Origin of the sequence: Actinokineospora bangkokensis (assembly GCF_001940455.1) — a bacterium.
GTDB classification, from domain to species: Bacteria; Actinomycetota; Actinomycetes; order Mycobacteriales; family Pseudonocardiaceae; genus Actinokineospora; species Actinokineospora bangkokensis.
Genome location: NZ_MKQR01000032.1, coordinates 1 through 26,935 on the forward strand (window position 1 = coordinate 1; position 26,935 = coordinate 26,935).

Below are 26,935 nucleotides of genomic sequence, written 5' to 3' on the forward strand. Positions count from 1 at the left end.
AGGTCGGGGGGGGGGCGGCGGCGGGGGGGGCCCCGGGGGGGGGGGGGCGCGGGTCCACCGCCGCGCCGGTCAGGGCTCGATGGAGATGAGGTCGGTCGCGTCGAACTGGTAGCCGACGCCGCGCACCGTGCGGATCAGCGGCGCGTCCGGGTCGACCTTGCTGCGCACCCGGCGGACGTGGACGTCGACGGTGCGCTCGCTGACGTAGTCGGTGCCCCAGACCTCGCGCATCAGGGTGTGCCTGCGGTGCACCCGGTCGGGGTGCTCGGCCAGGAACAGCAGCAGGTCGAACTCCAGCCTGGTCAGCTCGACCTCCGCGCCGCGCCAGCTCACCCGGCGCGCGCCGCGCAGCACCCGCAGCGGGCGGTCGGCGCGCCGCGGCAGCGGGACCACCACGCCCAGGGCGGGCGCGGAGTCGACGGTGACGTCGGCGTGCACGTCGTCGTGGTGCCCCAGCTGCTGCAGGGCGTGGGCGAACTGCGCGGCGAGCAGCGGCACGCGCGCCGCCTCCGCGGTCAGGTGGACGGTGACGGTGAGGCGGGCGGGCGCGGGCGCGGTGCCCGCGCGCAGGTCCAGTGGTGCGGCCATGGTCGTTCCCCGGGTTCAGGTGGCGGGGGGGGGGGGGGGTGCGGCGGTCAGCCGCGACATCGCCCGCCGGTCACTGTCGGGAACACGGGGGAGAGTCGACCAGTCGGCGGACGTCCTGGTCAACGGCGTCCGCCCCCTGGGACGGGTTGCGGGGCGGACCCCGCCGGTCACTCCCCGTCGTCCTCCACGCCCAGGTACGGGTGCAGCACGTCGCCCGCGTTGCGCGGCAGGAACCACTCGTCGAAGTCCAGGCCGGGGGTGCCGAGCAGGTCGATGTCGTCCTCGCCGCCGCCCGCCCCGCCGCCGTCGATGTCGTCGTAGAGCCGCTCGTGCTCCAAGCCGCCGAGCACGTGCTCGTCGAAGGCCGCCATGACCTGCTTGACCGGCAGCTCGTCGAGCAGCCCGGCGATCTCCAGCTGGAGCAGCGCCTGGTTCTTGAGCAGGTGCAGCGCCAGCGCCTCGGCGGTGCACAGCGGGCCGGTCCAGCCCGGCTGCGACAGCCGGTAGCCCAGGATCGCGGTGGTCACCAGGAACTGCTTGGCGAACAGCGGCCCGTAGTGGTCGGCGTAGCGGGCGGGCAGCTGGTCGAGGACGTTGACCGCGTCCAGCTCGGCCACCGGCTCCTCGGCCTCCTCCAGGTCCTGCACGTCGCCGAACAGGTCGTCGGTGAGGTTCTCCATGCCCTGCACCAGCGCGCCCGCAACCAGCCGGGCCGCCTCCAGCGACACCGCCGGGGCCGGGTCGGCCGGGTCGTGGCCGAAGGCCTCCGGGCCCACCGCGCGCAGCCGGTCGGCCGAGGCGAGCAGGTCCTCGCGCAGCGCGGCCTGGTCGGCCTCGGAGAGCACCTCGTCGTCCTCGTCGAGGTCGTCGACCACCTCGGCGTCGCTGAGCGCGGCCTCCAGGTCGTCGTCGGTCGCGATGACCTCGCACCGGCCGACCTCCCAGCCGCCGAGCAGCTCGTTCTGCCCGAGCAGCTCGGTCAGCACGTGCCGGGCGGCCTCCTCGGCGAAGGCCAGCGCGGGGGCGTCGAGCAGCCAGGTGATGACCGCCCCGCCGGGGTGCACCGCGACCCGGTGGTCCAGCGGCTCGACCTCCAGCCCGTCGGGCCCCTCGATGCCCGCGAGCAGGTCGAGCTGCTCGTCGAGCAGGGCGGCCACGCCGTGCTGCTGGAGCGGGTCGAGGGCCGGGGAGCCGCTCGCGGGGGTGACGTCGGCGGTGAGCTGGTATTCCACGCCCCTGAGTGTATGAGCACCCTCACCCGGTCAGGCTGATGGGCGGCAGCGGGCGCAGCCGCGGGTCGCCGCCCACGTCGTCGGCGCGCTCGATGACCATGTCGGCGCGCCGCCCGCGCACCCGCAGGGTGGCCACGGCGTTGCCGAAGAAGGGCCCGGCCGTCTTCTCCCAGGACACCGGCAGCGGCTCGACCTGCGGCGAGCGCAGCATCCACCGGCGCAGCACCGCGGCCAGCGGCTTCCACCAGGCCAGCCGGAACAGCGGGCGCATGAACCGCTCGACGCTGTTGTGCAGCGGCGAGCAGGTCAGCTGCCAGACCCGGGCGCCGACCGGCCGGTCGAAGGTGGCCTCGGCGGCGTAGACGTGGTGCACGTCGCCGGAGAGCACGCACACGGTGGCCGCCTCGCCCTCGGCGATGCGCCGGATGAGCCTGGTCAGCCGGTCCGAGGACTGCCGGAAGGAGGGCCAGTGCTCCAGGTCGGCGGCCTGGCGCAGCTTCTCGGCGAGCCTGCCGCGCCAGTCGGTGCGCCGGGCGGCGACCTCGTTCATCGACTGCACGTGGCTGATCACGTGCGGCATCAGCCAGGGCAGCGAGGAGCCGATGAGCAGGTGGTCGTAGTGGCCGTCGGCGTTGGCCTCGATCCACTCGAACTCCCCGTCGCCCACCATCGAGCGGTGGCCGTCGCGCAGGATGCGCCCGGAGCGGGTGTCGACCACCAGCAGCCGCACGTTGCCGAAGTCGCGCCGGTAGCTCCACCGGGTGCCCTTGCGGCCGTTGACCTCCCGCGCGGCCAGCTCGGCGAACTCGCGCAGCACGCCGCCCGCGTCGCCGGAGCGGCCCTCGGCCAGCACCTGCGCGTAGGTCTTGTCCTCGGCCAGCTCGGTGGGGGAGAGGTTGCCGATGTGCTGGTAGATCCAGTAGGTCGCCAGCGCCCCCAGCTCGCGCTCGGCCCACCAGCTCGTCGCCTCGATGCCGTCGCGCCAGGTCTGCGAGGTGTTCCAGTCGTCGCGCACGTCGTGGTCGTCGAAGACCATCGAGGTCGGCACGGTGGACAGCAGCCAGCGGATCTCCGGGGTCGACCACGACTCGTGGTAGAGGTGCACGTACTCCTCGAAGTCGCGCACCTCGACCCCGGGCGGCTCCTGGAGCGAGCGCCGCCGGGAGATCCACTCCTGGGTGGCCTTGCTGGTCTCGTCGGCGTAGACCTGGTCACCGACGAGGAACAGCGAGTCCGGCCAGTCCTTCTCGTCCTGCTCGCGCATCCGCCAGGAGTAGGCGGCGAGGGCGTCGGTGCCCCACTGCTTGTGCTCCTTCGGGTCCTCGCTCTCCGGCTTGCGGCAGGACCCGAACAGCATGAGGAAGTCCTTGTCGCCGCCGACCGGCAGCGTGCGGACCCGCGACGGCGGGAACTCGCTGTCCGGCAGCGGCCAGCGGGTCTCGCCGTCGAGCCGGACCTGGTACTCGACGGTGGAGGCGGGTTCGAGGTCGGTGAGGACCACCAACGCGTAGTGATGGTCGTTCACCTGGAAGGTGGGCACCGTCACCCCACCGATGGCCACCGAGCACGCCGAGTCGGTCTCCACCCAGATCGTCGCCGACGTGTCGTCGACGTGCCGCAGCAGCGGACCCAGCAGCAGCTCGGCCATCTCCACCCCTTCGCTAGGAACGCCCGTCGAAGGGTAATCGCCGTTCAGCCCAGCCGCCCAACGCCGATTCGGTCCACAGTAGAGCGATCCGGCACGCTTGGTCACCTCGGCGCAACGCGCTGTCCCCCGGACGGCGCAGCGGGGGGTCGCGGCGCGGTCGGGCGTCGGGCGTACCCCGATCGAGTAGTCCCGGCACCCCGCCCTCGCCGCGCCGCCCGGCGTGCGCCAAGGTGTAGCGCTGGGGGAGCGCGCACGTGAAGATCCTTCGGTTGCGCGGCAGCGCATCGGGCGCGGCGCAGCACCCCCGCGGGCACGTCGAGCGCCGCCGTCGCCGGCGGGGAGGGGACACCGGTGGACACCTACTTGCAGGGCCTGCTCTGGGTCGTGGGCGCGGCGGTGGTGACCGCCGCGGTGGCCTACCTCATCCGCCGGGTCGGCGAGACCCAGGGCGTCGTGGACAACAACGAGGCCGCGGGCCAGGTGTTCACCATCGTCGGCGGCCTGCACGCGGTGCTGCTCGCCTTCGTCCTCATCTCGCTGTTCGACGGCACCACCGCCGCCGAGGACGGCTCCTACCGGGAGGCCGACGGCCTCGTCGCGGCCACCTGGGCGGTCGACGCGCTGCCCGAGCCCGCCCGCACCGAGCTGCGCGACCTCGCCGCCCGCTACGCCCAGCTCGTCGCCGACGAGGAGTGGCCGCAGATGTCCACCGGCGACGGCGAGGTCACCGGGGACGGCTGGGCCCTGCTGGACCGGATGCGCGCGGTGGTGCAGGGCGCGCAGGCGGGCGAGGACTTTCAGGTCGACCAGAAGGGCAAGGCGCTCGACGAGCTGTGGGACGTCTACGAGGCGCGCACCGAGCGGCTCAACGCCGCGGGCGGCGACGGCGTCACCGACGTGGTGTGGTTCGCCCTGGTGCTGGGCAGCGTGATGACGGTGGCGCTGGCCCTGCTCTTCGGCGGCCCGCAGCCGCTGACCCACATCGTCATCGTCTCGGTGCTCGCGGGCATCCTGTCGCTGCTGCTGTTCGCCACCTATCAGCTGCAGAACCCGTACGCGGGCGGGGCCAAGGTCGACCCGACCGCGTTCGAGTCCGTCCTGGCCCGCCTGCGGTGAGGCGCGCCGCGGTCGTGCTGTCCGGTGCCGCCGCCGCGGCGGTGCTGGCGGGCACGGCGCTGATCACCACCGACCCGCGCGGCGCCACCCCGGCGCAGGTGCGGCCCGCGGCGGCGTCCTGCGCGTTCTACCGGGTGCACCGCGACGGCCTGGGCCTGTCCACCCTGACCCGGGTGGACCTGCGCACCGGCGGCGAGACGACCCTGCGCACGCTCGACCAGCGGGTCGACGCCCTGGGCCACGCCGACGGCAGGCTCTACGCGCTGGCCGCCGGCGGGCGCGACGGGGTGTACCTGCCCAGCAGGCTGTTCACCCTGGACCTGCGCGGCAACGTGCTGGCCAGCGCCCCGCTGGGCGGTGCGCTGCTCGGTGGGCTGGTCATCCGCGGCGGCGGGGTGGCGGGTGGCCGGTTCTACGCCGTCACCGCCACGGCGCTGCTCACCATCCGGCTCTCCGACGCCGTGGTGGAGGCCCGCCGCCCGATCACCCCGCTGCTCAGCGGTCTCGGGGTCGACGACCTGGCGCTGCGGGCCGCCGACGGCCAGCTCTACGGCGTCGCGACCCCCCTGCTGGCCGCGGGTCCGGGCAGGCTGGTCCGGATCAACCCCGCCACCGGCGCGCTGAGCTGGCCGCCGAGCCCGCAGCTGCCCCCGAGCGCGTCCTACGGCGCGGTGACCTTCGGCAGCGACGGCGCCCTCTACGCCATGTCCAACCGCACCGCGGGCCGCGCGCGCCTCTACCGGGCACCGCTGGGCGGGACGCCGCAGGAGGTCGCGGTCGCCCCCAGCACGACCTTCCAGGACGCCTCGGAGTGCGTGGCGGTCCCGGCCCCGCCGCCACCGACCGCCACGCCGCCGACCGTCACACCACCGATCACCACACCACCGACCACCACGCCGCGGCCCCCGGGCCCGCCCGGTGCGACCACGGTCCCGGCCACGACCACGCCGCCCTCGTCGGTCAGCCCGGAACCCGCCCCGGGCGCCCCGCCGCCGGAGGGCCCCACCCCACCTGCGGCACTTGCCCCGCCCGCCGTGGTGCCGCCACCGCCGGAGCCATCGGGGGCTCCTGCCGCGCCCGGGATGCCCGCCCAGGTGCGCCAGCGCGCCCAGGAGGAAGAGGAGCAGGCGCCCACGCCCAAGCAGCGCGCGCAGGAGTCGACGGAGAAGAAGCGCCGCTGGGGGCTGACCACGCTCGCCCTGCTGTTCGGCGCGGGCGCGGCGGCGGCGTCCTCGCGCTCGGGGTCGCGTCGCCGCTGATCACCGCCCCCGGACGTGCTGGAGATCGCCTATGGCGCGCGTCACATTTGGCACCGGGCGCACTGTATCGATCACTTGATCGTCACTGGATGATGGGACGCCGGTCACTGAATCGATTTTGACCGCAGCCCCCCGCGCTCGGTAGCGTCGGACGCGCCCCGACGAGCGCGAGGACCGGAGATGCCATGCCCCACCAGCCGATGAACCCCGTCGTCGCCGAGGTCACCGAGCGGATCGCGGCCCGCAGCGCCAGTGCCCGGCAGGCCTACCTGCGGCGGGTCGAGGCGGCCGCGCGCGCCGCCGCCGACCGCCCCACCCGGGCCGGGCTCGGGTGCAGCAACCTCGCGCATGGCTTCGCCGCCTGCGCCGGGCCGGACCGCGACGCGGTCAAGGCCGTCAGCGTGCCCGGCGTGGCCATCGTGTCCGCCTACAACGACATGCTCAGCGCCCACCAGCCGTTCCAGGACTACCCGGCGTGGATCAAGGCCGCGGTGCGCGCGCACGGCGGTGTCGCCCAGTTCGCGGGCGGCGTGCCCGCCATGTGCGACGGCATCACCCAGGGCCGCGCGGGCATGGAGCTGTCGCTGTTCAGCCGCGAGGTCATCGCCATGGCCACCGGCATCGCCCTCGCGCACGACATGTTCGACGCCACGCTCCTGCTCGGCGTCTGCGACAAGATCGTCCCCGGGCTGCTCATCGGCGCGCTGGCCTTCGGCCACCTGCCCGCCATCCTGGTGCCCGCGGGCCCGATGGCCTCCGGGCTGCCCAACGCGCTCAAGGCCAAGGTGCGCCAGGCCTTCGCCGAGGGCCAGGCCAGCCGGGAGGACCTGCTGGCCGCGGAGTCGGCGTCCTACCACTCGCCCGGCACCTGCACCTTCTACGGCACCGCGAACTCCAACCAGCTCGTCGTCGAGGTCATGGGCCTGCACCTGCCGGGGGCGAGCTTCGTCCCGCCGGGCACCCCGCTGCGCAAGGCGCTCACCGAGGCCGCCGCCCGCCGGGCCGTGGAGATCACCGCGCTGGGCCCGGAGTACACCCCGATCAGCGCGGTGGTCGACGAGAAGTCCGTGGTCAACGGCGTGATCGCGCTGCTGGCCACCGGCGGGTCGACCAACCACACGCTGCACCTGGTCGCGATCGCCGCCGCGGCGGGCATCCAGCTCACCTGGGACGACTTCGCCGACCTGTCCGCGGTCGTGCCGCTGATGGCCCGCGTCTACCCCAACGGCACCGCCGACATCAACCACTTCGCCGCCGCGGGCGGCGTGCAGTTCCTCGTCGGCGAGCTGCTCGACGCGGGCCTGCTGCACGGCGACGTGTCCACCGTGGCCGGGCCCGGCCTCGACCGCTACCGGCAGGAGCCGGTCCTCGACGGCGGCACCGAGCTGGTCTGGCGCGACGGCGTGCGCGCCTCCGGCGACCTCGACGTGCTGCGCCCGGTGGCCGAGCCGTTCGCCGCCGACGGCGGGCTGCGGATGCTCGCGGGCAACCTCGGGCGCGCGGTCATCAAGGTCTCGGCGGTCGCCCCGGAGCACCGGGTCGTGCAGGCGCCCGCGGCGGTGTTCACCAGCCAGGAGGCCGTCGACGCGGCGTTCCAGGCTGGCGAGCTCGACCGCGATGTGGTGATCGTGCTGCGCCAGCAGGGCCCGCGCGCCAACGGCATGCCCGAGCTGCACGCCCTGACCCCCGCGATGAGCGCGATCATGAGCCGGGGGCACCAGGTCGCCCTGGTCACCGACGGGCGCATGTCCGGGGCCTCGGGCAAGATCCCGGCCGCCATCCACTGCACCCCCGAGGCCGCCGCGGGCGGTCCCATCGCCCTGGTGCACAGCGGCGACCTGATCCGCGTCGACGCCACCACCGGCAGGCTGGACCTGCTGGTGGACGCCGACGTGCTGGCCGCCCGCACGCCGACCGACGCCCCCGCCGACGACCTGTCCTGGACCGGCACCGGGCGCGAGCTGTTCGCCGCGCTGCGCCGCTCGGTCGGGCCCGCCGACCACGGGGCGAGCGTCTTCGGCCCCGCGTCGGCGCCCTCGGCCGAGGACTTCGAGTTCTCCGCCTGAACACCTGAACCGCCTGACACCCGAACCGGAACCTGGAGGTCCCGTGAGCCTGCTCGACCTGTCCCCGGTGGTCCCCGTCGTGGTGGTGGAGGACGTCGCGCACGCCGTGCCGCTCGCCCAGGCGCTGCTGCGCGGGGGCGTCGGCATCGTCGAGGTCACCCTGCGCACCCCGGCGGCGCTGGACGCCATCCGCGCGATCGCCGCCGAGGTGCCCGGCACCGTCGTCGGCGCGGGCACCGTCACCGCCCCCGAGCACGCCAAGGCCGCCCTGGAGGCGGGGGCGAGGTTCCTGGTGACCCCCGGCAGCACCGACCTCGTGCTCGGCGCCGCCGAGGACACCGGGCTGCCGCTGCTGCCCGGCGCCGCCACGGTCTCCGAGGCGATGCGCTTGGCCGAGCGCGGGTACACCGAGCTGAAGTTCTTCCCCGCCGAGGCCGCGGGCGGCGTGCCGTACCTGAAGTCCATCGCCGGGCCGCTGCCGCAGCTGCGGTTCTGCCCGACCGGCGGCATCTCCGCGGCCACCGCCCCGGACTACCTCGCCCTGGCCACCGTGGGCTGCGTCGGCGGCAGCTGGCTGACCGCCGACCCGGCCGACACCGCGCGGATCGAGGAGCAGGCCCGCCTTGCCGCCGCTCTGCGCGCGGATGCATGATGTGGCCGCCTGACATCCAGCGCTGAGCAGGGGGTCTCGACCGGTGTCCCACGTCCTCGACGAGATCGCCGGTCAACCCGGGTGCTGGCGCCGGGCCGCCGAGGCGGCCCGGCCGCTGGCCGAGCCGGGGCAGGCGGTGGCGGTGGTCGGCTGCGGCACGTCGTGGTTCATGGCGATGGCCTACGCGGCGCTGCGCGAGGCGGCCGGGCACGGGCGCACCGACGCCTTCGCCGCCTCGGAGTTCCCGGCCCACCGCGACTACGACCGGGTCGTGGCGATCACCCGCTCGGGCACCACGACCGAGGTGCTGGACCTGCTGCGCGGGGTCCCGGCGACCGTCCTCACCGCGAACCCCGACCTCGGCGGCGACACCGTCCTGCTGGACTACGCCGACGAGCGGTCGGTGGTCCAGACCAGGTTCGCCACCACGGCGCTGGCCTACCTGCGCGCCTCGCTCGGCGCCGACCTCACCGGCGCGGTCGCCGACGCCGAGGCGGCGCTGGGGGTCGACGTCAGCGGGTGGGTGGGCGCCGAGCAGGTCACCTTCCTCGGTCGCGGGTGGACGGTGGGCCTGGCGCACGAGGCGGCGCTGAAGCTGCGCGAGGCGGCGTCGGCGTGGACCGAGGCGTACCCGGCGATGGAGTACCGGCACGGGCCGATCAGCGTGGCCCAGCCCGGCAGGCTCACCTGGATGTTCGGCGCGGCCCCCGCCGGGCTCGCCGCCGACGTGGAGCGCACCGGGGCGGGCTGGGTGGACAGCGACCTCGACCCGATGGCGCACCTGGTGGTGGCGCAGCGGCTCGCGGTGGCCGTCGCCGAGCGGCGCGGGCTCGACCCCGACCACCCCCGCCACCTGACCCGCTCGGTCGTGCTGCCGCCGTGCCCCTGACCCCCACCGCCGACCTGCTCGCCGCCGCCGTCCGGGACGGCCGCGGCGTGGGGGCGTTCAACGTCGTCCAGCTGGAGCACGCGCACGCCCTGGCCGCGGCCGCCGAGCACGCCGGGCGCGCGGTGGTGCTCCAGATCAGCGAGAACTGCGTGCGCTACCACGGGTCGCTGGCCCCGCTGCTCGCCGCGACCCTGGCCGTGGCCGCCGGGTCGAGCGCGCCGGTGGCCGTGCACCTGGACCACGTGGTGTCCCCCGGGCTGGTGGACGAGGCGCTGGGGTCGGGGATCGGGTCGGTGATGTTCGACGCCTCGGCCCTGCCCTACGCCGAGAACGTGGCGCGCACCCGCGAGGTCGCGGCCCGCTGCCGCGCCGCGGGGGTCGCGGTGGAGGCGGAGCTGGGCGAGGTCGGCGGCAAGGACGGCGTGCACGCCCCCGGCGCCCGCACCGACCCGGCCGAGGCCGCCGCGTTCGCCGCGGCGACCGGGGTGGACGCCCTGGCCGTGGCGGTGGGCAGCTCGCACGCCATGCGCACCCGCGACGCCGCACTCGACTTCGAGCTGGTCGCCGCGCTGCGCGCGGCCGTGCCGGTGCCGCTGGTGCTGCACGGCGCCTCGGGCATCGCCGACGCCGACCTCACCAGGGCGGTGCGCGCGGGCCTCGTCAAGGTCAACATCTCCACGCACCTCAACGCCGCGTTCACCGCCGCGGCGCGGGCCGCGCTGGCCGCCGACCCCGAGCTGGTCGACCCCCGCCGCTACCTGGGGCCCGCGCGCGACGCCGTCGCCGAGGAGGCGGCCAGGCTGCTCGACCTGCTCGACGCCGTGCCCGCCGCCGCGCTGCCCGCGACCGGGCCGCCCGGCGCGCCGGGCCGCGCGACCCCCGGCGCCTGAGGTGGCGCACCTGGTTTCCCGGACACCCGCGGCGGACCCCGCGGGGCCGGGGCGCGCGGCCCGCCCGCGGGGGGCGGACCGCCGAGCGAGAAGGGAGCGGGCGTGATCCTGACCGTCACCGGGAACCCGGCCTTGGACGTGAGCTACCGGGTGGCCGAGCTGCGGCCCGGCCAGACCCACCGGGTGCGCACGGTGCACGAGCGGGCGGGCGGCAAGGGCCTCAACGTCAGCCGGGTGCTGCACGAGCGCGGGGTGCCCACGCTGGCGCTGGGCCCGGTCGGGGGCATCCTGGGCGACTCGCTGCGGGCCGACCTGGCCGAGGCCGGGGTGCCGCACGAGCTGCTGCCGGTCGCCGCCCCGACGCGGATGACGATCGCCGTGCTCGACGACGACGCGGGCGCCACGCTGTTCACCGAGCCGGGCGGGCCGCTGTCCGAGGTGGACTGGGGGCGCCTGCTGGCCGTGGTGGACCGCCACCTCGACGAGGCGTCGGTGCTCGTCTGCTCCGGCAGCCTGCCGCCCGGCGCGCCGGTCGACGGCTACGCCCAGCTGGTCGAGCGCGCCCGGCGGGTCGGGGTGCCCGCCGTGGTCGACACCAGCGGGCCCGCGCTGCTGGCCGCGGCCGCCGCGGGCGCCGACGTGGTCAAGCCCAACCTCGACGAGCTGCGCGAGGCGGTCGGCTCCGACGACCCGGCCGCGCTCGCGGAGGTGGGGGCCGGGGCCGTGGTGGTCTCGCTCGGGGTGGACGGCGTGCGCGCGCACACCCCCGAGGGCGCCTTCACCGCCCGCCCGCCGCACCGGGTGCCGGGCAACCCCACCGGCGCGGGCGACGCGGCGGTGGCCGCCCTCGCGCACACCCACGGCCTGCCGTGGGCCGAGCGCCTGCGGGCGGCGGTGGCGTGGTCGGCGGCGGCGGTCGCGGCGCCGCTGGCGGGCAGCCTGGACGCCGACGTCCTGGCCGAGGTCGTCGACCTCGTCGAGGTCAGCGGGCCGTGACGTGCCCGCGCCCGCCCGGTGGGACGGCCGGGCGGGCGCGGGAGGGGGAGCCGATCAGCCGGTGACCAGGGTCAGGCCGTAGGCGGAGAGCGCCTCGTTGATCGGCTGGAAGTACGTCGTGCCGCCGCTGGAGCAGTTGCCCGAGCCGCCCGAGGTCAGGCCCTGGGCCTGCACGCGGGTGCCGGTGCCGGGGTTCGACACGAACGAGCCGCCGGAGTCACCCGGCTCGGCGCAGGCGTTGGTGCGGGTCAGCCCGTAGACGATGTCGCCGCCGCCGTAGTTGACCGTCTGGTTGTAGGCCTGCACGGTGCCGCAGCGCCAGCCGGTCGTGGAGCCGGAGCGGCAGACGCCGCCGCCGATGGCGGTCACGCTGCTGCCCGCGACGGTCACGTCCGAGCCGGAGGAGTAGCGGTCGACCAGCGGGGTGGACACCGCCGAGGTGCTGGAGACGGTGATCCGGCCGTAGTCGTTGGTGGGGAACGACGAGCCGCTGACGCTGCCGATGGTGCCGCCGGTGCCGCGCACCGACCCGCCCAGCTCGGTGCAGTGCCCGGCGGTGATCACGTACCGGGTGCCCGAGGAGCTGCGGGCGTTGAACCCGACCGAGCAGCGGCCCGCGCTGAAGTTGATCGCCTGGCCGCCGATGATGTCCCACAGCGGCCGCGGCGCGTCGGTGACCGACTCCACCCGGGTGCCGCCGGTGCCCGCGGACTTCGCCCAGGCCAGGGCGGCGGCGTCACCGCGCACGACGGAGACGACCAGCTCGTTGGTGGTGACGTCGACGTACCAGCCGGTGACGCCCGCGGGCACCGCCCCGGGCGCGGTGGCGGCCTTGCGGTCCAGGGTGGACTGCAAGCCCGCCAGCTCGGCGGCGCTGCGCGCGACCAGCTTCGGGGTGGCGCCCGCGGCGCGCACCTCGGCCAGCCGGGACGCGTCGGTGACGCCGACGGTCAGCGCACCGGTGGTGCTGTCCAACCAGGACCCGGAGTAGGAGCCGCCGAGGCGCGACTGCAGGGCCTGCTGGGTGGCGGCGACCGCGCCGGTGCCGGAGCCCGCGGTGAGCAGCGGCGGCAGGGCCGCCTGGGCGGGGGCGGCCAGCGCCACGGCGGTGGCCGCGGCACCGGCGAGGGTGAACAGGGAACGCAGGGGAGAACGACGCACGAACGGCCTCCAAGGCAGGGAGAGGGTTCGGTGGTGGGTCTACCGGTTATTTCCCGACAGCGGCGGTGAGCCGCTTGCCGGAGGACGCTACGCGGTGGCGGGGGCGGGCGACAGCAGCCGAACGAGCAGTGGCGGACGGGGTCCCGATGTCCGTTTCGTGACGGCGGGTGTCCGCTGTGGTCCATCGGGGGCGGCCCGCCCCCCGGGCGGCGGCTGGAGATCGACACCACCCGTGCACTTGCCATTTTCCCAGTTCGCGGGCACCGCCTGGCTAGGATGTGGGAATGGGCAGGTGGGCGGAGCGGGTGCGGGTCACCGAGGGCGAGGAACCGGACTACCGCTTCTCCCTCGCCAACGAGCGCACCTTCCTGTCCTGGATCCGCACCTCGCTGGCGCTGCTGGCGGGCGGGGTGGCGGTCTCGCAGTACCTGCCGGGCGTCCCGGCCGGGCTGCGGCTGGCCGTCGCGCTGCTGCTCATCGCCCTCGGGGTGGTGCTGGCCGCGCTCAGCCTGGCCCGCTGGCGCCGGGTGGAGCGCGCGATGCGCCTGCGCGAGCCGCTGCCGCAGACCACGCAGCTGCCCGCGCTCACCCTCGGCATCACCGCGGTGGCCGTCGGTGTGCTGGTCCTCGTCCTCGCCTCGGCCCGGTGACCGGCCCGGACCGGGGGTTGCAGGCCGAGCGCACGCGGCTGGCCTGGTCGCGCACGGCGTTCGCCGCGGCGGTGCTGGGCACCCTGCTCACCCACTCCGCGCGCGGCCCGTTCGCCCTGGTCGCGGGCCTGTGCTCGCTGCTGGTGCCGGTCGTGGTGCTGGGCTTGGGGGTCGCGCGGTACCGGCACGTGCGCCGCGCCGTGGCGGGCGGGTCCCCGGCGACGACCCCGGGGGTGCAGGCGCTGCTGCTGGTGGTGGTGCTCGTTCCGGCGTTCGCCGCGCTCCTGATCGTCCTGTCGCAGTGATCGGCTGGACGGCCGTCGCGCGGCGCGGTGGCCGGTGAGCGGGGACGCGTCCGTTGAGGATTCCCGCGCCCGTGGCACGGGTGGTGGTTTGCCGTCCGGGGCCCGCGCGGCACCGCGGTCCCCGGACGGCGCACCTGCGCGGTCCCGCCCCGCCGAGGAGGGGGCGGCGGGGTCTCGACGCGGGATCCGTCCGACTGGTGCCACGGCAGTATCGGGCGCGCGGGCCGTGGCGTCCAGACCTACCGGTCAGTACACACCGGACTGATGAGTTCTACTCACCGTGTCACGAGGACGGACGTCCTTCACTCGTTCGGGCGGTTGTTGGCCCGGTGAGGGTATCGCCGGGGCGGATGTGCGTAGCGTGACAAACCGCGGGGAAGACCGCAGGTCAGCAGGGTCGCCGCCAGGCGGCGCGGGAGGGGTAGCGGGGGTGTGGTGATGGACGGGGTGGCGTACCAGCGGGCGCTCGGCCGGGAGTTGCAGCAGATGCGGATGCGCCGCCGGTGGACCAGGGCGCAGCTGGTCCGCCGGTTGCCGGTGGAGCTGTCGGCGCAGGCGCTGGCCTCCTACGAGACCGGGACGCGCTCGTGCACGGTCGTGCGGTTCGTGGAGCTGTGCATGGCCCTGGAGACCTCGCCGCACGACCTGCTGGAGCGCGTGCACGACCAGGTCAGCCGCGACGACCACCCGGCCTCGCTCAAGGTCGACCTGACCCGGCTGGCCCTCGACGACCGGCAGCCGCTGGCCCCGGCCCGCCGCTGGGCCGCGGCCGAGGTGGGCAGGCAGGCGGGCGGCAGCCGCGACCTCGACCTGTCCGCGCTGGAGTCGCTGGCGGCGCTGTGCGGGCTGCCGGTGGTGGAGCTGGTGCGGATGCTGCGCCAGGACTGATCTTCACCCTTTCGGGCGGGCCGCCCACCCCGCGGCAGGCGGTACCGTCGAACGCCCCGACGGTGGAGACGAGAGTGGACCTGCGACTGGACGACCCGCCCGCCCCGGGCGTCGTCGCCGTGGCCGTCGGCGGCGAGGTCGACCTGCTGGCCGCCGGGGTCCTGGAGCGGTTCCTGCTCGGCGCGGTCGCCGACCAGCGCGGCCCGCGCCCCGGGCTGCTGGTGGACCTGTCCGACGCGGAGTTCTTCGGCTGCGCGGGGCTCAACGCGCTCATCGCCGCCCAGCACCGGCTCGACCGCGCGGGCGGGTGGCTGCGCCTGGTCGACATCTCCCCGGCCGTGGCCCGCCTGCTCGACGTCGCGGGCATGAACACCGCGCTGCGCGTCACCAGCTCCGCGGACCCCAACCCGGACCTGCGGTGACCACCTCCCCGCACCGCGTCACCGAGTTCGCCACCCCCGCGGACGAGTTCCTGGCCCACGCCTGTCTCACCTACGGCGGGGACAGCCCGGCCCGCCGCGACCACGCGCGCGCCCTCCTCGCCGCGCACCCCGACATCGCGGGCGCGTCCCTGCACACCGCCGCGGCGCTGGGCTCGGCGGACGTCGTCGCGGACCTGCTGTCCCGGGGGCAGCGCGCCGACGAGCCGGGCGGGCCGTTCGGGTGGGAACCGCTGCTGCACCTGGCGTTCAGCCGCGTCGGTGACGGCGACCCGGTGGAGTGCGCCCGGCTGCTGGTCGGGGCGGGCGCCGACCCGAACGCCGGCTATCTCTGGGAAGGCCTCACCCCGCCGTTCACCGCACTCACGGGTGCCTTCGGCGGGGGAGAGGACGCGGCGAACTGCCCCCCGCACCGGGCGGCGACCGAGCTGGCCGAGCTGCTGCTGCGGGCAGGCGCGGATCCCAACGACGGGCAGGCGCTGTACAACCGGATGTTCACCGCGGACGACTCGCACCTGGAACTGCTGTTCGCGCACGGTCTCGGCAGGCCCTGCGCGACGAGCCCGTGACCGGCCCGGCTCGGCGACGCCCTGCACACCCCCGCCCGGATGCTGCACGACCAGCTGCTCAGCGCCGCCGCCGACGACCGCCCGGCGCGCGTCGCCCTGCTCCTGGCGCACGGCGTCCCCGCCGACGGCGACGAGCCCGGCCACCCGGTGCACGGCGGCCGCCCGGCGCTGGAGCTGGCCCTGCTCGCGGGCGGCACCGAGGCCGTCGACCTGCTGGTCGCCGCCGGGGCCCGCGCCGAGCTCGACGATGCCGAGCGGGCACTGGCCACCCTCATGCGCGGCGAGCCCGCGACCAGCGCCGAGGCCGTCGCCCGCTTCCCCGGGGCCACCGCCCGCGCCGCCGCGCTCGGCAAGGTCCCCGCCCTCCGCGCGCTCGCCGCGGCCGGGTTCCCGCTGGAGGTGGGCAACCCCCTGCACGAAGCCGCGTTCCACGGCCACCGCGACGCCGTCGACGCGCTCCTCGCGCTCGGCGCCGACCCGACCGCCCGGGACCCGCGCTTCCACGCGCCCCCGTCCGGCTGGGCCGAGCACAACGGGCACCGGGACCTGGCCGCCCACCTGCGGTCGATCGAGGGCTAGGGCCTGTCCTCAAAGTGGGTGTGGTTGATCTGCTTTGATCTTGTCCCGTGGTGCGCAGGCATGAGTTGACCGATGAGCAATGGCAGGTCGTGGAGCCGTTGTTGCCGCCTTCGGGTGTGAGGGGTCGTCCGAGGGTGGATGACCGCAGGGTGGTGAACGGGATGTTGTTCAAGGCCAAGACGGGGATCTCGTGGCGTGATCTGCCGGAGCGGTATGGGCCGTGGAAGACCGTCTACAACCGGTTCTGGCGGTGGTCGCGCAACGGGACCTTGGCCGCGCTGGTCGCCAGGGTGCGGGTCGTCGCCGAGGCGGTCGACGAGCTGGACCGGGAGGTCTCGGTCGACTCCTCGATCGTGCGGGCGCACCAGCACGCGGCCGGGGCCCGTCACGCCGTCGACCCCGGCGCGGGGGGCGGGGCGATCCCGCGGCGGGCAGGGCGAACCAGGTGATCATGCCATCGGCCGCTCTCGGGGCGGGCCCTCGACCAAGATCCATCTGGCGTGTGACGGGCACGGGCGTCCGTTGTCGGTGGTGTTGACCAGCGGCAACGTCAACGACTGCACCATGTTCACCCAGGTCATGGACGGGATTCGGTTCCGACGCCCCGGCCGGGGACGCTCGGGCGCCCGCCCGCGCAGGGTGCTCGCGGACAAGGGCTACTCCTCCCGCGCCATCCGCGCCTGGCTGCGGGCCCGGCGCATCCCCACCACCATCCCCGAACGCCGCGACCAACAGGCCGGACGACAACGACGAGGCCGAGCAGGCGGCCGCCCACCAGTCTTCGACCCGGTCGCCTACCGGCGACGCAACGTCGTCGAGCGCTGCTTCAACCGACTCAAGCAGTTCCGGGCCATCGCCACCCGCTACGACAAGACCGCCCTGTCCTTCCAGGCCATGATCGACCTCGCCACCCTCACACTCTGGCTTTGAGGACACGCCCTAGGCCCCTGCCCGCCAGTGGGGCGGTCCGTCGTCGTGCCGGGTCGCCCCGGGCGGGGCGGCCGGGTCCCGGGCCTCAGGCGTGCCCGTCGCGCACGCGGCGGATGGTGTCGCGGTACCACAGCGCCGACCGCTTCGGCGTGCGCCGCTGGGTCTCGTAGTCGACCCGGACGATGCCGAACCGCTTGGCGTAGCCGTAGGACCACTCGAAGTTGTCCATCAGCGACCAGGCGAAGTACCCGCGCAGGTCCGCGCCCGCCTGCCGGGCCGCGGCCACCGCGGCCAGGTGCGCGGCGAAGTAGGCGGTGCGGTCGGCGTCGTCGACGAAGCCGTCGTCGTCGGCGACGTCGTCGAAGGCCGCGCCGTTCTCGGTGATGTACATCGGCAGCCCGTAGTCGCGGTGCAGCCGGGTGAGCAGTTCGGTCATGCCGCCGGGGGTGATCTCCCAGCCCATCGCCGTCACCGGCCGCCCGGTCGGCACCTCGCGGCCCACCGGCAGGCCCGCGGCGTCCACGGCGGACCCGGATTCGTCCACACCGGACACCTGCTGGCTGAAGTAGTAGTTGACCCCCAGCAGGTCCAGCGGGGTGGAGATCACCTCCAGGTCGCCGTCCTGGACGGGCAGGGCGGCCCCGCGCGCGGCCAGGTCGGCCACCACGTCCTGCGGGTAGCTGCCCTTGACCAGCGGGTCGAGGTAGAGGCGCACGCCGAGCCCGTCGCCGCGGCGGGCGGCGTCGACGTCCTCGGGGCTGTCGGTGGCCGGGGTGATCGTCGACATGTTGAGCGTGATGCCCAGCTCGATGCCGGGGTCGGCGGCGCGCATGCGCTGCGCGGCCAGGCCGTGCCCGAGCAGCAGGTGGTGCACCGCGCGCATCGCGTCGCCGAAGTGCCTGCGGCCGGGGGCCTGGCGGCCCTCGTGGTAGCCGAGCATGGCGGTGCACCACGGCTCGTTCAGCGTCGTCCACGCCCGCACCCGATCGTGCAGCTTGTCGAACACGAGCATGGCGTAGTCGGCGAAGCGGTGGGCGGTGTCGCGCACCGGCCAGCCGCCCGCGTCCTCCAGCTCCTGCGGCAGGTCCCAGTGGTAGAGGGTGACCCACGGGGTGATCCCGCTGCCCAGCAGCTCGTCGACCAGCCGGTCGTAGAAGCCCAGCCCCTCCGGGTTGGCCGGGCCGGTGCCCCCGGGCTGCACCCGCGGCCACGCCACGGAGAACCGGTAGGTGTCCACCGCCAGCTCCCGCATGAGCGCCACGTCCTCGGGCATCCGGTGGTAGTGCTCGCAGGCGACGTCGCCGTGGTCGCCGCCGTCCACCATGCCCGGCACCCGGCAGTAGGTGTCCCAGATCGACCGGCCCCGGCCGCCCTCGGCCACCGCCCCCTCGATCTGGTAGGCCGAGGTGGCCACGCCCCAGCGGAAGGTCGGGGGCAGGGTGGCGATCAGCGCGTGCTCGGCCTCGGTGCCCGCGGTGGGCGCCGTCGTCGTGTCCAAGGGTCGTCTCCTTCGCGGCCCCGGCGCGGGTCCCCGGGGTTGCCGGGTGCCCCGCGCCGGGTGCCTGGTGTCGGGAACGGTCAGCTGTGCAGCCAGCAGGCGACGTCGCGCCCGCCCGCGCCACCGGGTGCGGCCAGCACCGGCACCCGGTCCGCGCACGGCTCGAACGCGCGCGGGCAGCGCGGGTGGAAGGCGCAGCCGGTGGGCATCGCGGCCAGGTCGGGCGGGGAGCCGGGGATGCCCGACAGCTCCCGCCGGGGGCCGCGCAGCGCGGGGAACGAGTCGAGCAGGCCCGCGCTGTAGGGGTGCAGGGAGTCGCGGTAGAGCTGCCCCGCGGGCGCCGACTCCACGATGCGCCCGCCGTACATCACCGCGATCCGGTCGGAGAACTCCACCAGCAGGGACAGGTCGTGGGTGATGAACAGCACGGAGAACCCGACGCGCTCGCGCAGCCGCACCAGGGTGGCCAGGATCTGCCGCTGCATCACCACGTCCAGCGCCGTGGTGGGCTCGTCCATCACCACCACGCGCGGTTCCAGCGCCAGCGCCATCGCGATCATCACGCGCTGGCGCATGCCGCCGGAGAGCTGGTGCGGGTGGCTGTCGAGCCGCTCGGCGTTGATGCCCACCAGGTCCAGCAGCTCGCGGGCCCGGTCGAGCCGCGAGGCCCTGGTGGAGGTGGGCTCGTGCGCGGCGATGACGTCGGTGAGCTGCTGGGCCACGGTGTGCACCGGGTTGAGCGAGTTCATCGCCCCCTGGAACACGACCGCGATCTCCTTCCAGCGCACCGCCCGCAGCCGCGCGTTGCTCAAGGTCAGCAGGTCGACCGGCGCGGCGCCGGGGGCGTGGTAGAGCACCTGCCCGCCGCGGACCACCCCGGGCGGGGCGATCAGCCGGAGCATGCCGTAGGCCAGCGTGGACTTGCCGCTGCCGCTCTCCCCGGCCAGCCCCAGCACCTCGCCGCGGTGCAGGGTCAGGCTCACGTCGCGCACCGCGCGCACCGAGCCGGGGCCGACGCCGTAGTCGACGTCGAGGTTCTTGATCTCCAGGACGGGGTCGCTCATCGCGGGTGCCTCATGACTTGTCCTCCAGCAGCACCGGGGTGGGCTCGTGGGCGGTCGGGGCGGCCCGGCGCGGGTCGGGCAGCACGGGGGTGAAGCCCAGGCGCATCCGGGCCCTGGTGCCGTCCTCGGCGCGCAGCACGCCACCGCCCCCGCCGCGCAGCCGGGGGTTGACGAACTCGTCGATGCCGAAGTTGACCAGCGACAGCGCGGTGCCCAGCAGGGCGATCGCCAGCCCGGCGGGGACGAACCACCACCACGCGCCCTGGGCCAGGGCCTGCTGGCTCTGCGCCCAGAACAGGATGGTGCCCCAGTTCCACTCCGAGACGCTGGAGACGCCGATGAACGCCAGGGTGATCTCGGAGAGCACGGCGAAGATCACCGTGCCGACGAAGCTGGCGGCGATCACCGCGGTGAGGTTGGGCAGCACCTCGAAGCCGATGACCCGCCAGGTCTTCTCCCCGGTGGCGCGCGCGGCCTCGACGTAGTCGCGCTTGCGCAGCGACAGCGTCTGCGCCCGCAGCACCCGCGCCCCCCACGCCCACGAGGTCAGCCCGATGACCAGCGCGATCGTCAGGTCGGTGGTCTCCGGCAGGATCGAGGTGATGATGATGATCAGCGGCAGCGCCGGGATCACCAGGAACACGTTGGACAGCGCCGACAGGCCCTCCCCGCCCGCGCCGGACAGGTACCCGGAGGTGACCCCGACCAGCACCGCGAGGACGGTGGCCACCACACCCGCCACCAGGCCGACCACCACCACGCCGCGGGCGCCGACGAGCACCTGGCTGAAGATGTCCTGCCCCAGGTGGGTGGTGCCGAACCAGTGCCGGGCCGAGGGCCCTTCCAGGATGTCGCTGGAGCGCTTGGAGGCGTCGTAGGGCGCCAGCCACGGCCCCGCCAGCGCCAGCGCGCAGTAGAACAGCAGCACGGCGGTGCCGGTGACGGCCTTCCAGCCGGTGAGGAACCGCAGCGCGCGGCGGCGGGTGCCGCGGCCGGGGGCGGGCGGCTCGACGGGCACCGCGTCCGTGGTCGGGAGCGCCATCAGCCCTCCTTCCGGGTCCTGGGGTCGAGCACCAGGTAGGCCAGGTCCGCCACCAGGTTGGCGACGAGCACGGACAGGGTGATCACGAGGAAGATGCCCTGCAGCAGCGGGTAGTCCTTGGCGCCGACGGCCTGGAACAGCTGGAAGCCGACCCCGGGGTAGGAGAAGACGATCTCCACCAGCAGCGTGCCGCCGACGATCAGGCCCAGCGACAGCGCGAAGCCGGAGACGTTGGGCAGCAGGGCGTTGCGCGCGGCGTAGCCGAACATCACCCGCCGCTCGGACAGGCCCTTGGCGTGCGCGACGGTGATGTAGTCCTCGCCGGACACCGTCACCATCATGTTCCGCATGCTCAGCACCCAGCCGCTCATCGAGGTGACCAGGATGGTGAGCGCGGGCAGCAGGCTGTGCTCCAGCGCGCTGCCGAGGAAGTCCAGGTCCCAGCCGGGCAGCACGCCGGGGTCGTAGCCGCCCGAGGACGGGAACGGCCCGTCCACCCCGGCGAAGAGGGTGATGGCGATCAGGCCGAGCCAGAAGTACGGGATCGACGACAGGAACGTCGTCACCGGCAGCACCAGGTCGAACCACGACCCGCGCCGCCACCCCGCCAGGACGCCGAGCAGGGTGCCGAGCACGAAGCTGACGACGGTGGTGATGCCGACCAGCAGCAGCGTCCACGGCAGGCTGTCGCCGAGCACCGACGAGACCGGGGTGGGGAAGAAGGTGAACGACAACCCGAGGTCGCCGTGCACCAGCTGGCCCCAGTAGTCCAGGTACTGCCGCAGGAACGACTTGTCCTCGTCCAGCCCGAACAGCGCGCGCAGGGCGCCGATGGCCTCGGAGTCGATCTGCCCCTGCGCCCGGTTGATCAGCGACTGCACCGGGTCGCCGGGCATCAGCCGCGGGATGAAGAAGTTGATCGTCACCGCCGCCCAGGCGGTGAACAGGTAGAACGCGACGCGCTTGAGGACGTGGCTCACGAGGCCTCCCCGGCGTGCAGCCAGCAGGCCGCCCAGTGCCCGTCGTCGTCCACCGCCAGCTTGGGCGGCTGCTCGGCGGTGCACCGGGCCATCACGTGCGGGCAGCGCGGGGCGAACCGGCAGCCCGGGGGCGGGGAGATCAGCGACGGCGGCTCGCCGCGGCCGCCGTCCTTGGCCTCGCCGAGCCGGTCGGGGTCGGGCGCGGAGTCCACCAGCAGCTGGGTGTAGGGGTGCGCGGGCCGCTGGGTCACCGCCTCCCCGCCGCCGCCCTCGACGACCTGGCCCGCGTACATCACCATGACCTCGTCGGCGAAGTAGCGGGCCGAGGCGATGTCGTGGGTGATGTAGAGGATCGCCAGGTCCAACCGGGTGCGCAGGTCGTGCAGCAGGTTGAGCACGCCGAGGCGGATGGACACGTCGAGCATCGACACCGGCTCGTCGGCCAGCAGCGCCTCGGGGTCGGCGGCCAGCGCCCGCGCGATCGCCACCCGCTGCCGCTGCCCGCCGGACAGCTCGTGCGGGAACTTGTCCAGGTACCGCGACGGCGGGGTGAGCTGGACGCGGGTCAGCAGCTCCTCCAGCGCCCCCGGGCCCATCCGCCCGTGCACGGTGAGCGCGCGGGTGAGGTGGTAGCGGATGGTGTGCACCGGGTTCAGCGAGGCGAACGGGTCCTGGAACACCATCTGCACCTTGGCGCAGTAGCGGCGGAAGGCCCGCCCGCCGCGCACCGACACCTCCTCGCCGTGCAGGCTGATGCGCCCGGAGGTGTGCGGGTAGAGCTGGGCCAGCAGGCGCGCGATGGTGGACTTGCCGGACCCGGACTCGCCCACCATCGCCGTCACCCGGCCCCGGCGCAGCTCCAGGTCGACCCCGTCGACCGCGCGCACCGCCCGCCGGGTCCGCGCGAGCACCTCGCGCAGCCCCCGGCGCACCGGGAAGTGCTTGGTCAGACCGGTGGCCGCCAGCACGACGTCGCCGTCGGCGGCCACCGGTCGCGCGGACGCGGTCGTCACTTGCCCGCGGCCTTGAGGTGCAGCACCACGTCGAGCGCGTTGATCAGGGTCGGCTGCGCGTCGGCGTAGGGGTCCTCGGCCGAGGGCCAGCCCACCCAGTTCTTGGTGTTGTACTCCGCGCCCGCGTTGGCGGCCATCACCGGGATCACCGGCATCTGCTCGACCATGACGTCCTGCAGGGTGTCCATGGCGGTCTTGCGCGCGGTGTCGGAGTCGGCGTTGGCGTAGGTCTCCAGCGCCTTGGTGGCGGTGTCGTTCTTGAACCGGCCGAAGTTGCCGTTGACCCCGGGGGTGCCGACCGGCTTGTACAGCGCGCCGTCCATCACGGACTGGTAGATGTCGTAGGGGGTCGCGCCGGAGTTGGTCCAGTGCAGCGAGGCCTGGAACTGGCCGGTGTCGATGGCGGTGGTCCACGCGTCCTGGTTGGCCTTGTCGACCGTGGCGGTGATGCCGATGCCCGACAGGTTGTCCTTGATGATCTCCAGGTCGGTGATGTAGTCCGACCAGCCCGCCGGGTTCGACAGGGTGATCGAGACCGGCTTGCCGGTGGGGTCGAGCAGCTTGTCGCCGTTGAGGGTGAAGCCCGCGCCGGTCAGCTCGCGCTTGGCGCCCTCGACGTCGAGGCCGGTGGTCTTGCCCTTGTACTTGTCGGAGATGAAGCTCTCGCCGGCCGGCGTGGGGATGCCGGTGACGTTGTCGACCTTGGGGTAGAAGTAGCCCGCCTCGCCCTGCTGGAAGATGTCCTCGCGGTTGATGACCTTGCTCATCGCGCGGCGCAGGGCCGGGTTGTCGAACGGCGCCTGCTCGGTGTTGAGGAACAGCCCGTGGATGGCCAGGGTCGGCGGGAACCACAGCTTGTGGTGCTCGGGGTCCTTGTCGACGTAGACCGACTTGTAGTTCGGGATGAACACGAACGACCACTCGACCGAGCCGTTGGCCAGCGCGGTGGTCTGGGCGTTGTTGTCGTTGTAGGAGGTGTACCGCAGCTCCTTGACCTCGGGCGCGGTCTGCCAGTAGCCCTCGCGCGCGACCAGCGTGGTCGTCTGCGGGGTGAACGACTTGAGCGTGTAGGGGCCGGTGCCGATCGGCTGCTTGACCGGGTCGGTGGCCGGGTCGGCGAAGGTGGACCACTGGTGCTGGGGCAGCACGACCTGGTTGAGGATCTTGATCTGGTTGACGAACTGAGAGGTCGGGAAGGTCACCGTCACGGTGCTGCCGGACGAGGTGATGTCGCCCCAGGGGATCGCGTTGATGTTCAACGCCTTCGTGCTCTTGAGCAGCGTGAAGGTGTAGGCGACGTCGGCGGCGGTCATGGGCTTGCCGTCGGACCAGGTCACGCCGTCGCGGATGGTCAGGACGAGCTTCCTGTAGTTGTCCGACCAGTCCCACTTGGTCGCCAGCCACGGCTTGCCCTCGCGGTCCGGGGCGGTCTGCGACGTCATCACCAGCGGCTCCCAGATGACGTACCGGTAGCCCAGCGACGCGCTCGCGGAGGTGGAGATGAGCGGGTTGTGGTTCTCGGTCTGCGGGCCGTTCGGCATGCCGACGGTGAGCACGCCCGCTCCCGCCCCAGCGGTGGACGACCCCCCGCCGCCGCAGGCGGTGAGCGTCAGGGCCAGCAAGGCGGCGGTGGCCAGCGCGGCGCGTCGTCGGATCCGCATCGGTCCTCCAGGGTCCAGGGCCTCGGTGCTCCGGGGCGTCGGGGACGGGGTTTCGGTCCAGACCAATGGGTCTAGACAACGTGGGACGGTGTCGAGTGAACTAGCTCACCGCCGCCACCGTCAATAACCCCCCGGTAACGAAATCGAGCCTTAGTTCAAGTCGCGAACGAAGGTAGGGTGGTGGTCGGCCGGATGGGGGAGCGATGGACCGACGACGCGCGACGGTGCGGGACCTGCGCAGGCAGAACCGCTCCGGCCTGCTGGGCACGCTGTTCTTCCACGGCCCGCTGAGCCGGGCCGAGCTGGGCGCGCGCACGGGGTTGAGCGCCGCGACGGTGAGCACGCTGACCGCCGAGCTGGTCGAGGACCGGCTGGTGGTGGAGGCGGGCCAGGTCGACTCCGACGGCGGCCGCCCGCGCGCGCTGCTGCGCGTGGACCCCGGCTACGCGCACGTCGTGGGCGTCGACCTCGGTGAGACCGGGGCCCGCGTGGAGCTGTTCGACCTGGGCCTGCGCCGGGTGGCCACCGCCGAACGGCCCATGCCCTCCACCCGCCCGGACCCCGCCGACGTCGTCCGCTCGGTGGTGGCCGCGGTGCGCGACCTGCTCGCCGAGTCCGGTGTGGACGACCTGCTCGGGGTCGGGGTGGGCGTGCCGGGCACGGTCGAGGACGGCAGCCGGGTGCACGCGCAGACGATCGGCTGGGACGGGGTCCCGCTGGCGGAGCTGCTGCGGGCGGGCGGGCTGCGCTGGCCGCTGCACCTGGAGAACGGCGCCAAGACGCTGGGTCAGGCCGAGATGTGGTTCGGCGCGGGTGCCGGGGCCGAGCACGCGGTGATCGCGCTGCTGGGCTCGGGCGTGGGCGCGATGGTCGTCACCGACGGCGCCACCTACCGCGGCGCCACCAGCAGCGCGGGGGAGTGGGGGCACACCACGCTGGTCTACGGCGGCCGGGGGTGCCGGTGCGGCGCGCGCGGCTGCCTGGAGGCCTACGTCGGCGCGGAGGGCATCCTCGACCGCTACCGCAGGGCCCGCTCCGGCAAGCCGGTGCCGCGCGGGGACGACCCGGCGCGGCTGGCGTTCCTGCTCGACGCCGCCGAGCGCTCCCCCGCCGCGGCCGCCGTCCTGGACGAGACCGTGGGCTACCTGGGCGCGGGCATCGGCAACCTGGTGAACCTGTTCAACCCCGAGCGGATCGTGCTCGGCGGGTGGGCGGGCCTGCTGCTCGGCGCCCGGCTGCTGCCGCGCATCCGCGCCGCGACCGCCGAGCACGCGCTGCGCCACGCCTTCGAGCGCACCTCGATCGAGCTGTGCACGCTGGGCCCGGACGCGGTGGCCGTCGGCGCCGCCACGCTGCCGGTCGCCGCGCTGCTGGCCCGCGGCGCCGACCCCCGCGCCCACCGGGCGGCCGGTGGGCGCGGGGTGCTGGGCACTACCGCTTCGCCAGCGTGAGCTCCAGGCTGGTCCGGCCGGAGAACAGGCTCGACACGAGCGGGCCGTTCACCCCGCAGCCGGTGGGCTTGGCCAGCTGGTACCCACCGGTCGCGGTGCCGCCCGCCTGGCCGAAGCCCGCGGCCGACAGGCGCAGCGGCACGCCGTCCGCCCCGCAGGTGGCGGGCACCTTCACCGGGAAGCCGAACACGGTGATCCCGTCGAAGCGGGCGCTGACGGTGGACTCGGTCGTCAGCGTCCCCGCGGTCAGGGTGCCGGTGGTGGGCGCCTGCTCGGTGAGGGTGACCCGCGCGGAGACGGGGAACACCCCGCCGTAGTTGCCCGCGACGGTGGTGGGCGCCAGTTCCAGCTTCGCCGCGGTCGCGCCGGTGGAGGTGGTCACCGTGGTGGCGAGGGTGCCGGAGACCTCACCCGCGAGGCCGGAGGCGAACCTGGTGCCGCCGGTGGCGGCGTAGGTCGCCTGCACCTTGTCGCTGCGGGCGGTCCTGGCGTGCATCGGGCCTGCTCCGCCGGTGCCGAAGCCGGTGGGGGTGCGCGCGTTCACGGTGAACCAGTAGTCGGTGTTGGGCTGCAGGCCGGTGACGGTGCCGCTGAGGCCGGTGGTGATGACGCCCGCGGGCTTGCCGTCCACCAGGACCTCGTAGTCCGCGATGTCGCCGAAGACGAAGTACGCCCGGCTCCAGGTGAGGCTGACGCTGGTCGCGGTGACGTCGGTGATGCCGGTGACGTCGCCGCCCTGGATGCCGTCGGCGATGCCGTTGACGATCGGCAGGTCCAGCCAGCGGTCCGAGCCCGCGCACGTGGTGTCGAACGCGCCGACGGGGGTGCCCTGCGCGCTGACCGGGGTGACGGTCAGGGACAGGTCCACCAGGTCGACGGTGATCTTCGTCGAGCCGCTGGCGTCGGGCAGGTACGGGGTGAACGAGCGCACGGCGGCGGTGGCGTAGCCGCCCGGCGCCCCGGTCGGCAGGTCGTGCGCGTAGACGACCATCGGCCGCTCGGTGGTGCGGCCCAGGCTGTCGGTCATCCGCAGCAGCGCGGTGCCGTCCACGTCCACCGTGGCCGCCCCGGCGAACCCGGTGACCGGGAACGAGAACGAGCCGCCGACCTGCACCGGCGACGCGGGCGGGTAGAGGAACAGCGGCGTGGAGTAGGTGGCGGTGAACGTGGCGCGCACCGGCTTCCCCTGCAACTGGGGGCCGGAGCACGCCCGCTCCACCTGCACCGTGCCGGTCGTCGCCGCCGACGCGCTCCCGCCGCCGAGCGCCACCGCGCCCCCGATGGCCAGCCCGACCGCCGCCACCGCCGCTGTGATCTTCGATCTCCTGCGCATGCCCTCTGCCTCCCAGAACCCGTGGACCAACCGTG

26 protein-coding genes are annotated in these 26,935 nt (G+C 74.5%); 15 read left to right on the forward strand and 11 right to left on the reverse strand.

Features of this window, described 5'->3' with window-relative positions; all coding sequences use genetic code 11:
* Nucleotides 1-69: 69 nt before the first annotated feature.
* From BJP25_RS30905 to BJP25_RS30915, 3 genes are all read right to left on the reverse strand, one after another.
* Nucleotides 70-588, reverse strand: a complete 519-nt coding sequence (locus BJP25_RS30905; RefSeq protein ID WP_075978607.1) for a winged helix-turn-helix domain-containing protein — start codon at nucleotides 586-588, stop codon at nucleotides 70-72.
* A 167-nt stretch (nucleotides 589-755) separates the two neighbouring features.
* Nucleotides 756-1,820 (reverse strand): hypothetical protein, encoded by a 1,065-nt coding sequence (locus BJP25_RS30910; protein WP_075978608.1) that lies wholly within the window; start codon nucleotides 1,818-1,820, stop codon nucleotides 756-758.
* A 22-nt stretch (nucleotides 1,821-1,842) separates the two neighbouring features.
* The gene (locus BJP25_RS30915) at nucleotides 1,843-3,468 is read right to left on the reverse strand and encodes an alkaline phosphatase D family protein (RefSeq protein WP_075978609.1); all 1,626 of its coding nucleotides are present in this window, start codon (nucleotides 3,466-3,468) and stop codon (nucleotides 1,843-1,845) included.
* Nucleotides 3,469-3,819: 351 nt separating this feature from the next.
* Between BJP25_RS30915 and BJP25_RS30920 the strand changes: the two genes are divergently transcribed.
* From BJP25_RS30920 to BJP25_RS30950, 7 genes are all read left to right on the forward strand, one after another.
* Nucleotides 3,820-4,584 carry a bestrophin-like domain gene (locus BJP25_RS30920; RefSeq protein ID WP_075978610.1) on the forward strand — a complete coding sequence of 255 codons (765 nt, stop codon included), beginning with the start codon at nucleotides 3,820-3,822 and terminating at the stop codon, nucleotides 4,582-4,584.
* On the forward strand, nucleotides 4,581-5,843 hold the full coding sequence (locus BJP25_RS30925) for a hypothetical protein (RefSeq protein ID WP_143219405.1): 1,263 nt from the start codon (nucleotides 4,581-4,583) through the stop codon (nucleotides 5,841-5,843). Before BJP25_RS30920 ends, BJP25_RS30925 begins: the two co-directional genes overlap by 4 nt.
* A 185-nt stretch (nucleotides 5,844-6,028) precedes the next feature.
* Complete coding sequence (gene edd / locus BJP25_RS30930; protein WP_075978612.1) at nucleotides 6,029-7,909, forward strand: phosphogluconate dehydratase; 1,881 nt, start codon at nucleotides 6,029-6,031, stop codon at nucleotides 7,907-7,909.
* Nucleotides 7,910-7,952: 43 nt separating this feature from the next.
* A complete protein-coding gene (eda, locus tag BJP25_RS30935) occupies nucleotides 7,953-8,561 on the forward strand; it encodes a bifunctional 4-hydroxy-2-oxoglutarate aldolase/2-dehydro-3-deoxy-phosphogluconate aldolase (protein WP_075978613.1) in 609 nt (202 codons plus the stop codon).
* Nucleotides 8,562-8,604: 43 nt separating this feature from the next.
* On the forward strand, nucleotides 8,605-9,450 hold the full coding sequence (locus BJP25_RS30940) for an SIS domain-containing protein (protein WP_075978614.1): 846 nt from the start codon (nucleotides 8,605-8,607) through the stop codon (nucleotides 9,448-9,450).
* Nucleotides 9,441-10,340, forward strand: a complete 900-nt coding sequence (locus BJP25_RS30945) for a class II fructose-bisphosphate aldolase (RefSeq protein ID WP_075978615.1) — start codon at nucleotides 9,441-9,443, stop codon at nucleotides 10,338-10,340. Before BJP25_RS30940 ends, BJP25_RS30945 begins: the two co-directional genes overlap by 10 nt.
* 102 nt (nucleotides 10,341-10,442) lie before the next feature.
* Nucleotides 10,443-11,336, forward strand: a complete 894-nt coding sequence (locus BJP25_RS30950; protein WP_075978616.1) for a 1-phosphofructokinase family hexose kinase — start codon at nucleotides 10,443-10,445, stop codon at nucleotides 11,334-11,336.
* Between the two features lie 54 nt (nucleotides 11,337-11,390).
* On the opposite strand, the gene BJP25_RS30955 is transcribed toward BJP25_RS30950, so the two are convergent.
* The gene (locus BJP25_RS30955) at nucleotides 11,391-12,497 is read right to left on the reverse strand and encodes a S1 family peptidase (RefSeq protein WP_075978617.1); all 1,107 of its coding nucleotides are present in this window, start codon (nucleotides 12,495-12,497) and stop codon (nucleotides 11,391-11,393) included.
* A gap of 284 nt (nucleotides 12,498-12,781) precedes the next feature.
* On the opposite strand from BJP25_RS30955, the gene BJP25_RS30960 reads away from it, so the two are divergent.
* The 7 genes from BJP25_RS30960 (at nucleotide 12,782) to BJP25_RS32930 (ending at nucleotide 16,858) form a co-directional block, all read left to right on the forward strand.
* Nucleotides 12,782-13,147: a YidH family protein gene (locus tag BJP25_RS30960; protein WP_075978618.1), complete on the forward strand. Its 366-nt coding sequence runs from the start codon at nucleotides 12,782-12,784 to the stop codon at nucleotides 13,145-13,147.
* Entirely contained in the window at nucleotides 13,144-13,452 is a 309-nt protein-coding gene (locus tag BJP25_RS30965; protein WP_075978619.1) for a DUF202 domain-containing protein, read from the forward strand. Before BJP25_RS30960 ends, BJP25_RS30965 begins: the two co-directional genes overlap by 4 nt.
* A 438-nt stretch (nucleotides 13,453-13,890) precedes the next feature.
* Nucleotides 13,891-14,340 (forward strand): helix-turn-helix domain-containing protein, encoded by a 450-nt coding sequence (locus BJP25_RS30970; RefSeq protein ID WP_084794808.1) that lies wholly within the window; start codon nucleotides 13,891-13,893, stop codon nucleotides 14,338-14,340.
* 74 nt (nucleotides 14,341-14,414) lie between these two features.
* Entirely contained in the window at nucleotides 14,415-14,762 is a 348-nt protein-coding gene (locus tag BJP25_RS34460; protein WP_075978621.1) for an STAS domain-containing protein, read from the forward strand.
* Nucleotides 14,759-15,349, forward strand: a complete 591-nt coding sequence (locus tag BJP25_RS30980) for an ankyrin repeat domain-containing protein (protein ID WP_075978622.1) — start codon at nucleotides 14,759-14,761, stop codon at nucleotides 15,347-15,349. Before BJP25_RS34460 ends, BJP25_RS30980 begins: the two co-directional genes overlap by 4 nt.
* A gap of 39 nt (nucleotides 15,350-15,388) precedes the next feature.
* A complete protein-coding gene (locus tag BJP25_RS30985) occupies nucleotides 15,389-15,928 on the forward strand; it encodes an ankyrin repeat domain-containing protein (protein WP_075978623.1) in 540 nt (179 codons plus the stop codon).
* A 50-nt stretch (nucleotides 15,929-15,978) separates the two neighbouring features.
* Nucleotides 15,979-16,858 (forward strand): IS5 family transposase gene (locus BJP25_RS32930; protein WP_143218829.1). Its coding sequence is split into 2 segments (ribosomal slippage): nucleotides 15,979-16,346 and nucleotides 16,345-16,858, totalling 882 coding nucleotides; the frame shifts between segments, so codons are not numbered across the junction.
* A gap of 85 nt (nucleotides 16,859-16,943) precedes the next feature.
* Here BJP25_RS32930 and BJP25_RS31000 read toward each other — a convergent pair.
* From BJP25_RS31000 to BJP25_RS31025, 6 genes are all read right to left on the reverse strand, one after another.
* Nucleotides 16,944-18,356 (reverse strand): GH1 family beta-glucosidase, encoded by a 1,413-nt coding sequence (locus tag BJP25_RS31000; RefSeq protein ID WP_075978624.1) that lies wholly within the window; start codon nucleotides 18,354-18,356, stop codon nucleotides 16,944-16,946.
* 80 nt (nucleotides 18,357-18,436) lie between these two features.
* Nucleotides 18,437-19,420, reverse strand: a complete 984-nt coding sequence (locus BJP25_RS31005; protein ID WP_075978625.1) for an ABC transporter ATP-binding protein — start codon at nucleotides 19,418-19,420, stop codon at nucleotides 18,437-18,439.
* 10 nt (nucleotides 19,421-19,430) lie between these two features.
* Nucleotides 19,431-20,462 (reverse strand): ABC transporter permease, encoded by a 1,032-nt coding sequence (locus tag BJP25_RS31010; protein WP_075978626.1) that lies wholly within the window; start codon nucleotides 20,460-20,462, stop codon nucleotides 19,431-19,433.
* Nucleotides 20,462-21,442 carry an ABC transporter permease gene (locus BJP25_RS31015; protein WP_075978627.1) on the reverse strand — a complete coding sequence of 327 codons (981 nt, stop codon included), beginning with the start codon at nucleotides 21,440-21,442 and terminating at the stop codon, nucleotides 20,462-20,464. The genes BJP25_RS31010 and BJP25_RS31015 overlap by 1 nt, the downstream gene beginning before the upstream one ends.
* Entirely contained in the window at nucleotides 21,439-22,455 is a 1,017-nt protein-coding gene (locus tag BJP25_RS31020; RefSeq protein ID WP_075978628.1) for an ABC transporter ATP-binding protein, read from the reverse strand. The genes BJP25_RS31015 and BJP25_RS31020 overlap by 4 nt, the downstream gene beginning before the upstream one ends.
* Nucleotides 22,452-24,116 carry an ABC transporter substrate-binding protein gene (locus tag BJP25_RS31025; RefSeq protein ID WP_075978629.1) on the reverse strand — a complete coding sequence of 555 codons (1,665 nt, stop codon included), beginning with the start codon at nucleotides 24,114-24,116 and terminating at the stop codon, nucleotides 22,452-22,454. The genes BJP25_RS31020 and BJP25_RS31025 overlap by 4 nt, the downstream gene beginning before the upstream one ends.
* A gap of 203 nt (nucleotides 24,117-24,319) precedes the next feature.
* Here BJP25_RS31025 and BJP25_RS31030 point away from each other — a divergent pair, with 203 nt between their 5' ends.
* On the forward strand, nucleotides 24,320-25,567 hold the full coding sequence (locus BJP25_RS31030; protein ID WP_075978630.1) for an ROK family transcriptional regulator: 1,248 nt from the start codon (nucleotides 24,320-24,322) through the stop codon (nucleotides 25,565-25,567).
* Here BJP25_RS31030 and BJP25_RS36410 read toward each other — a convergent pair.
* Nucleotides 25,548-26,900 carry a fibronectin type III domain-containing protein gene (locus BJP25_RS36410; RefSeq protein ID WP_143219407.1) on the reverse strand — a complete coding sequence of 451 codons (1,353 nt, stop codon included), beginning with the start codon at nucleotides 26,898-26,900 and terminating at the stop codon, nucleotides 25,548-25,550. The two genes, BJP25_RS31030 and BJP25_RS36410, sit on opposite strands and share 20 nt — an antisense overlap.
* Between the last annotated feature and the right edge of the window lie 35 nt (nucleotides 26,901-26,935).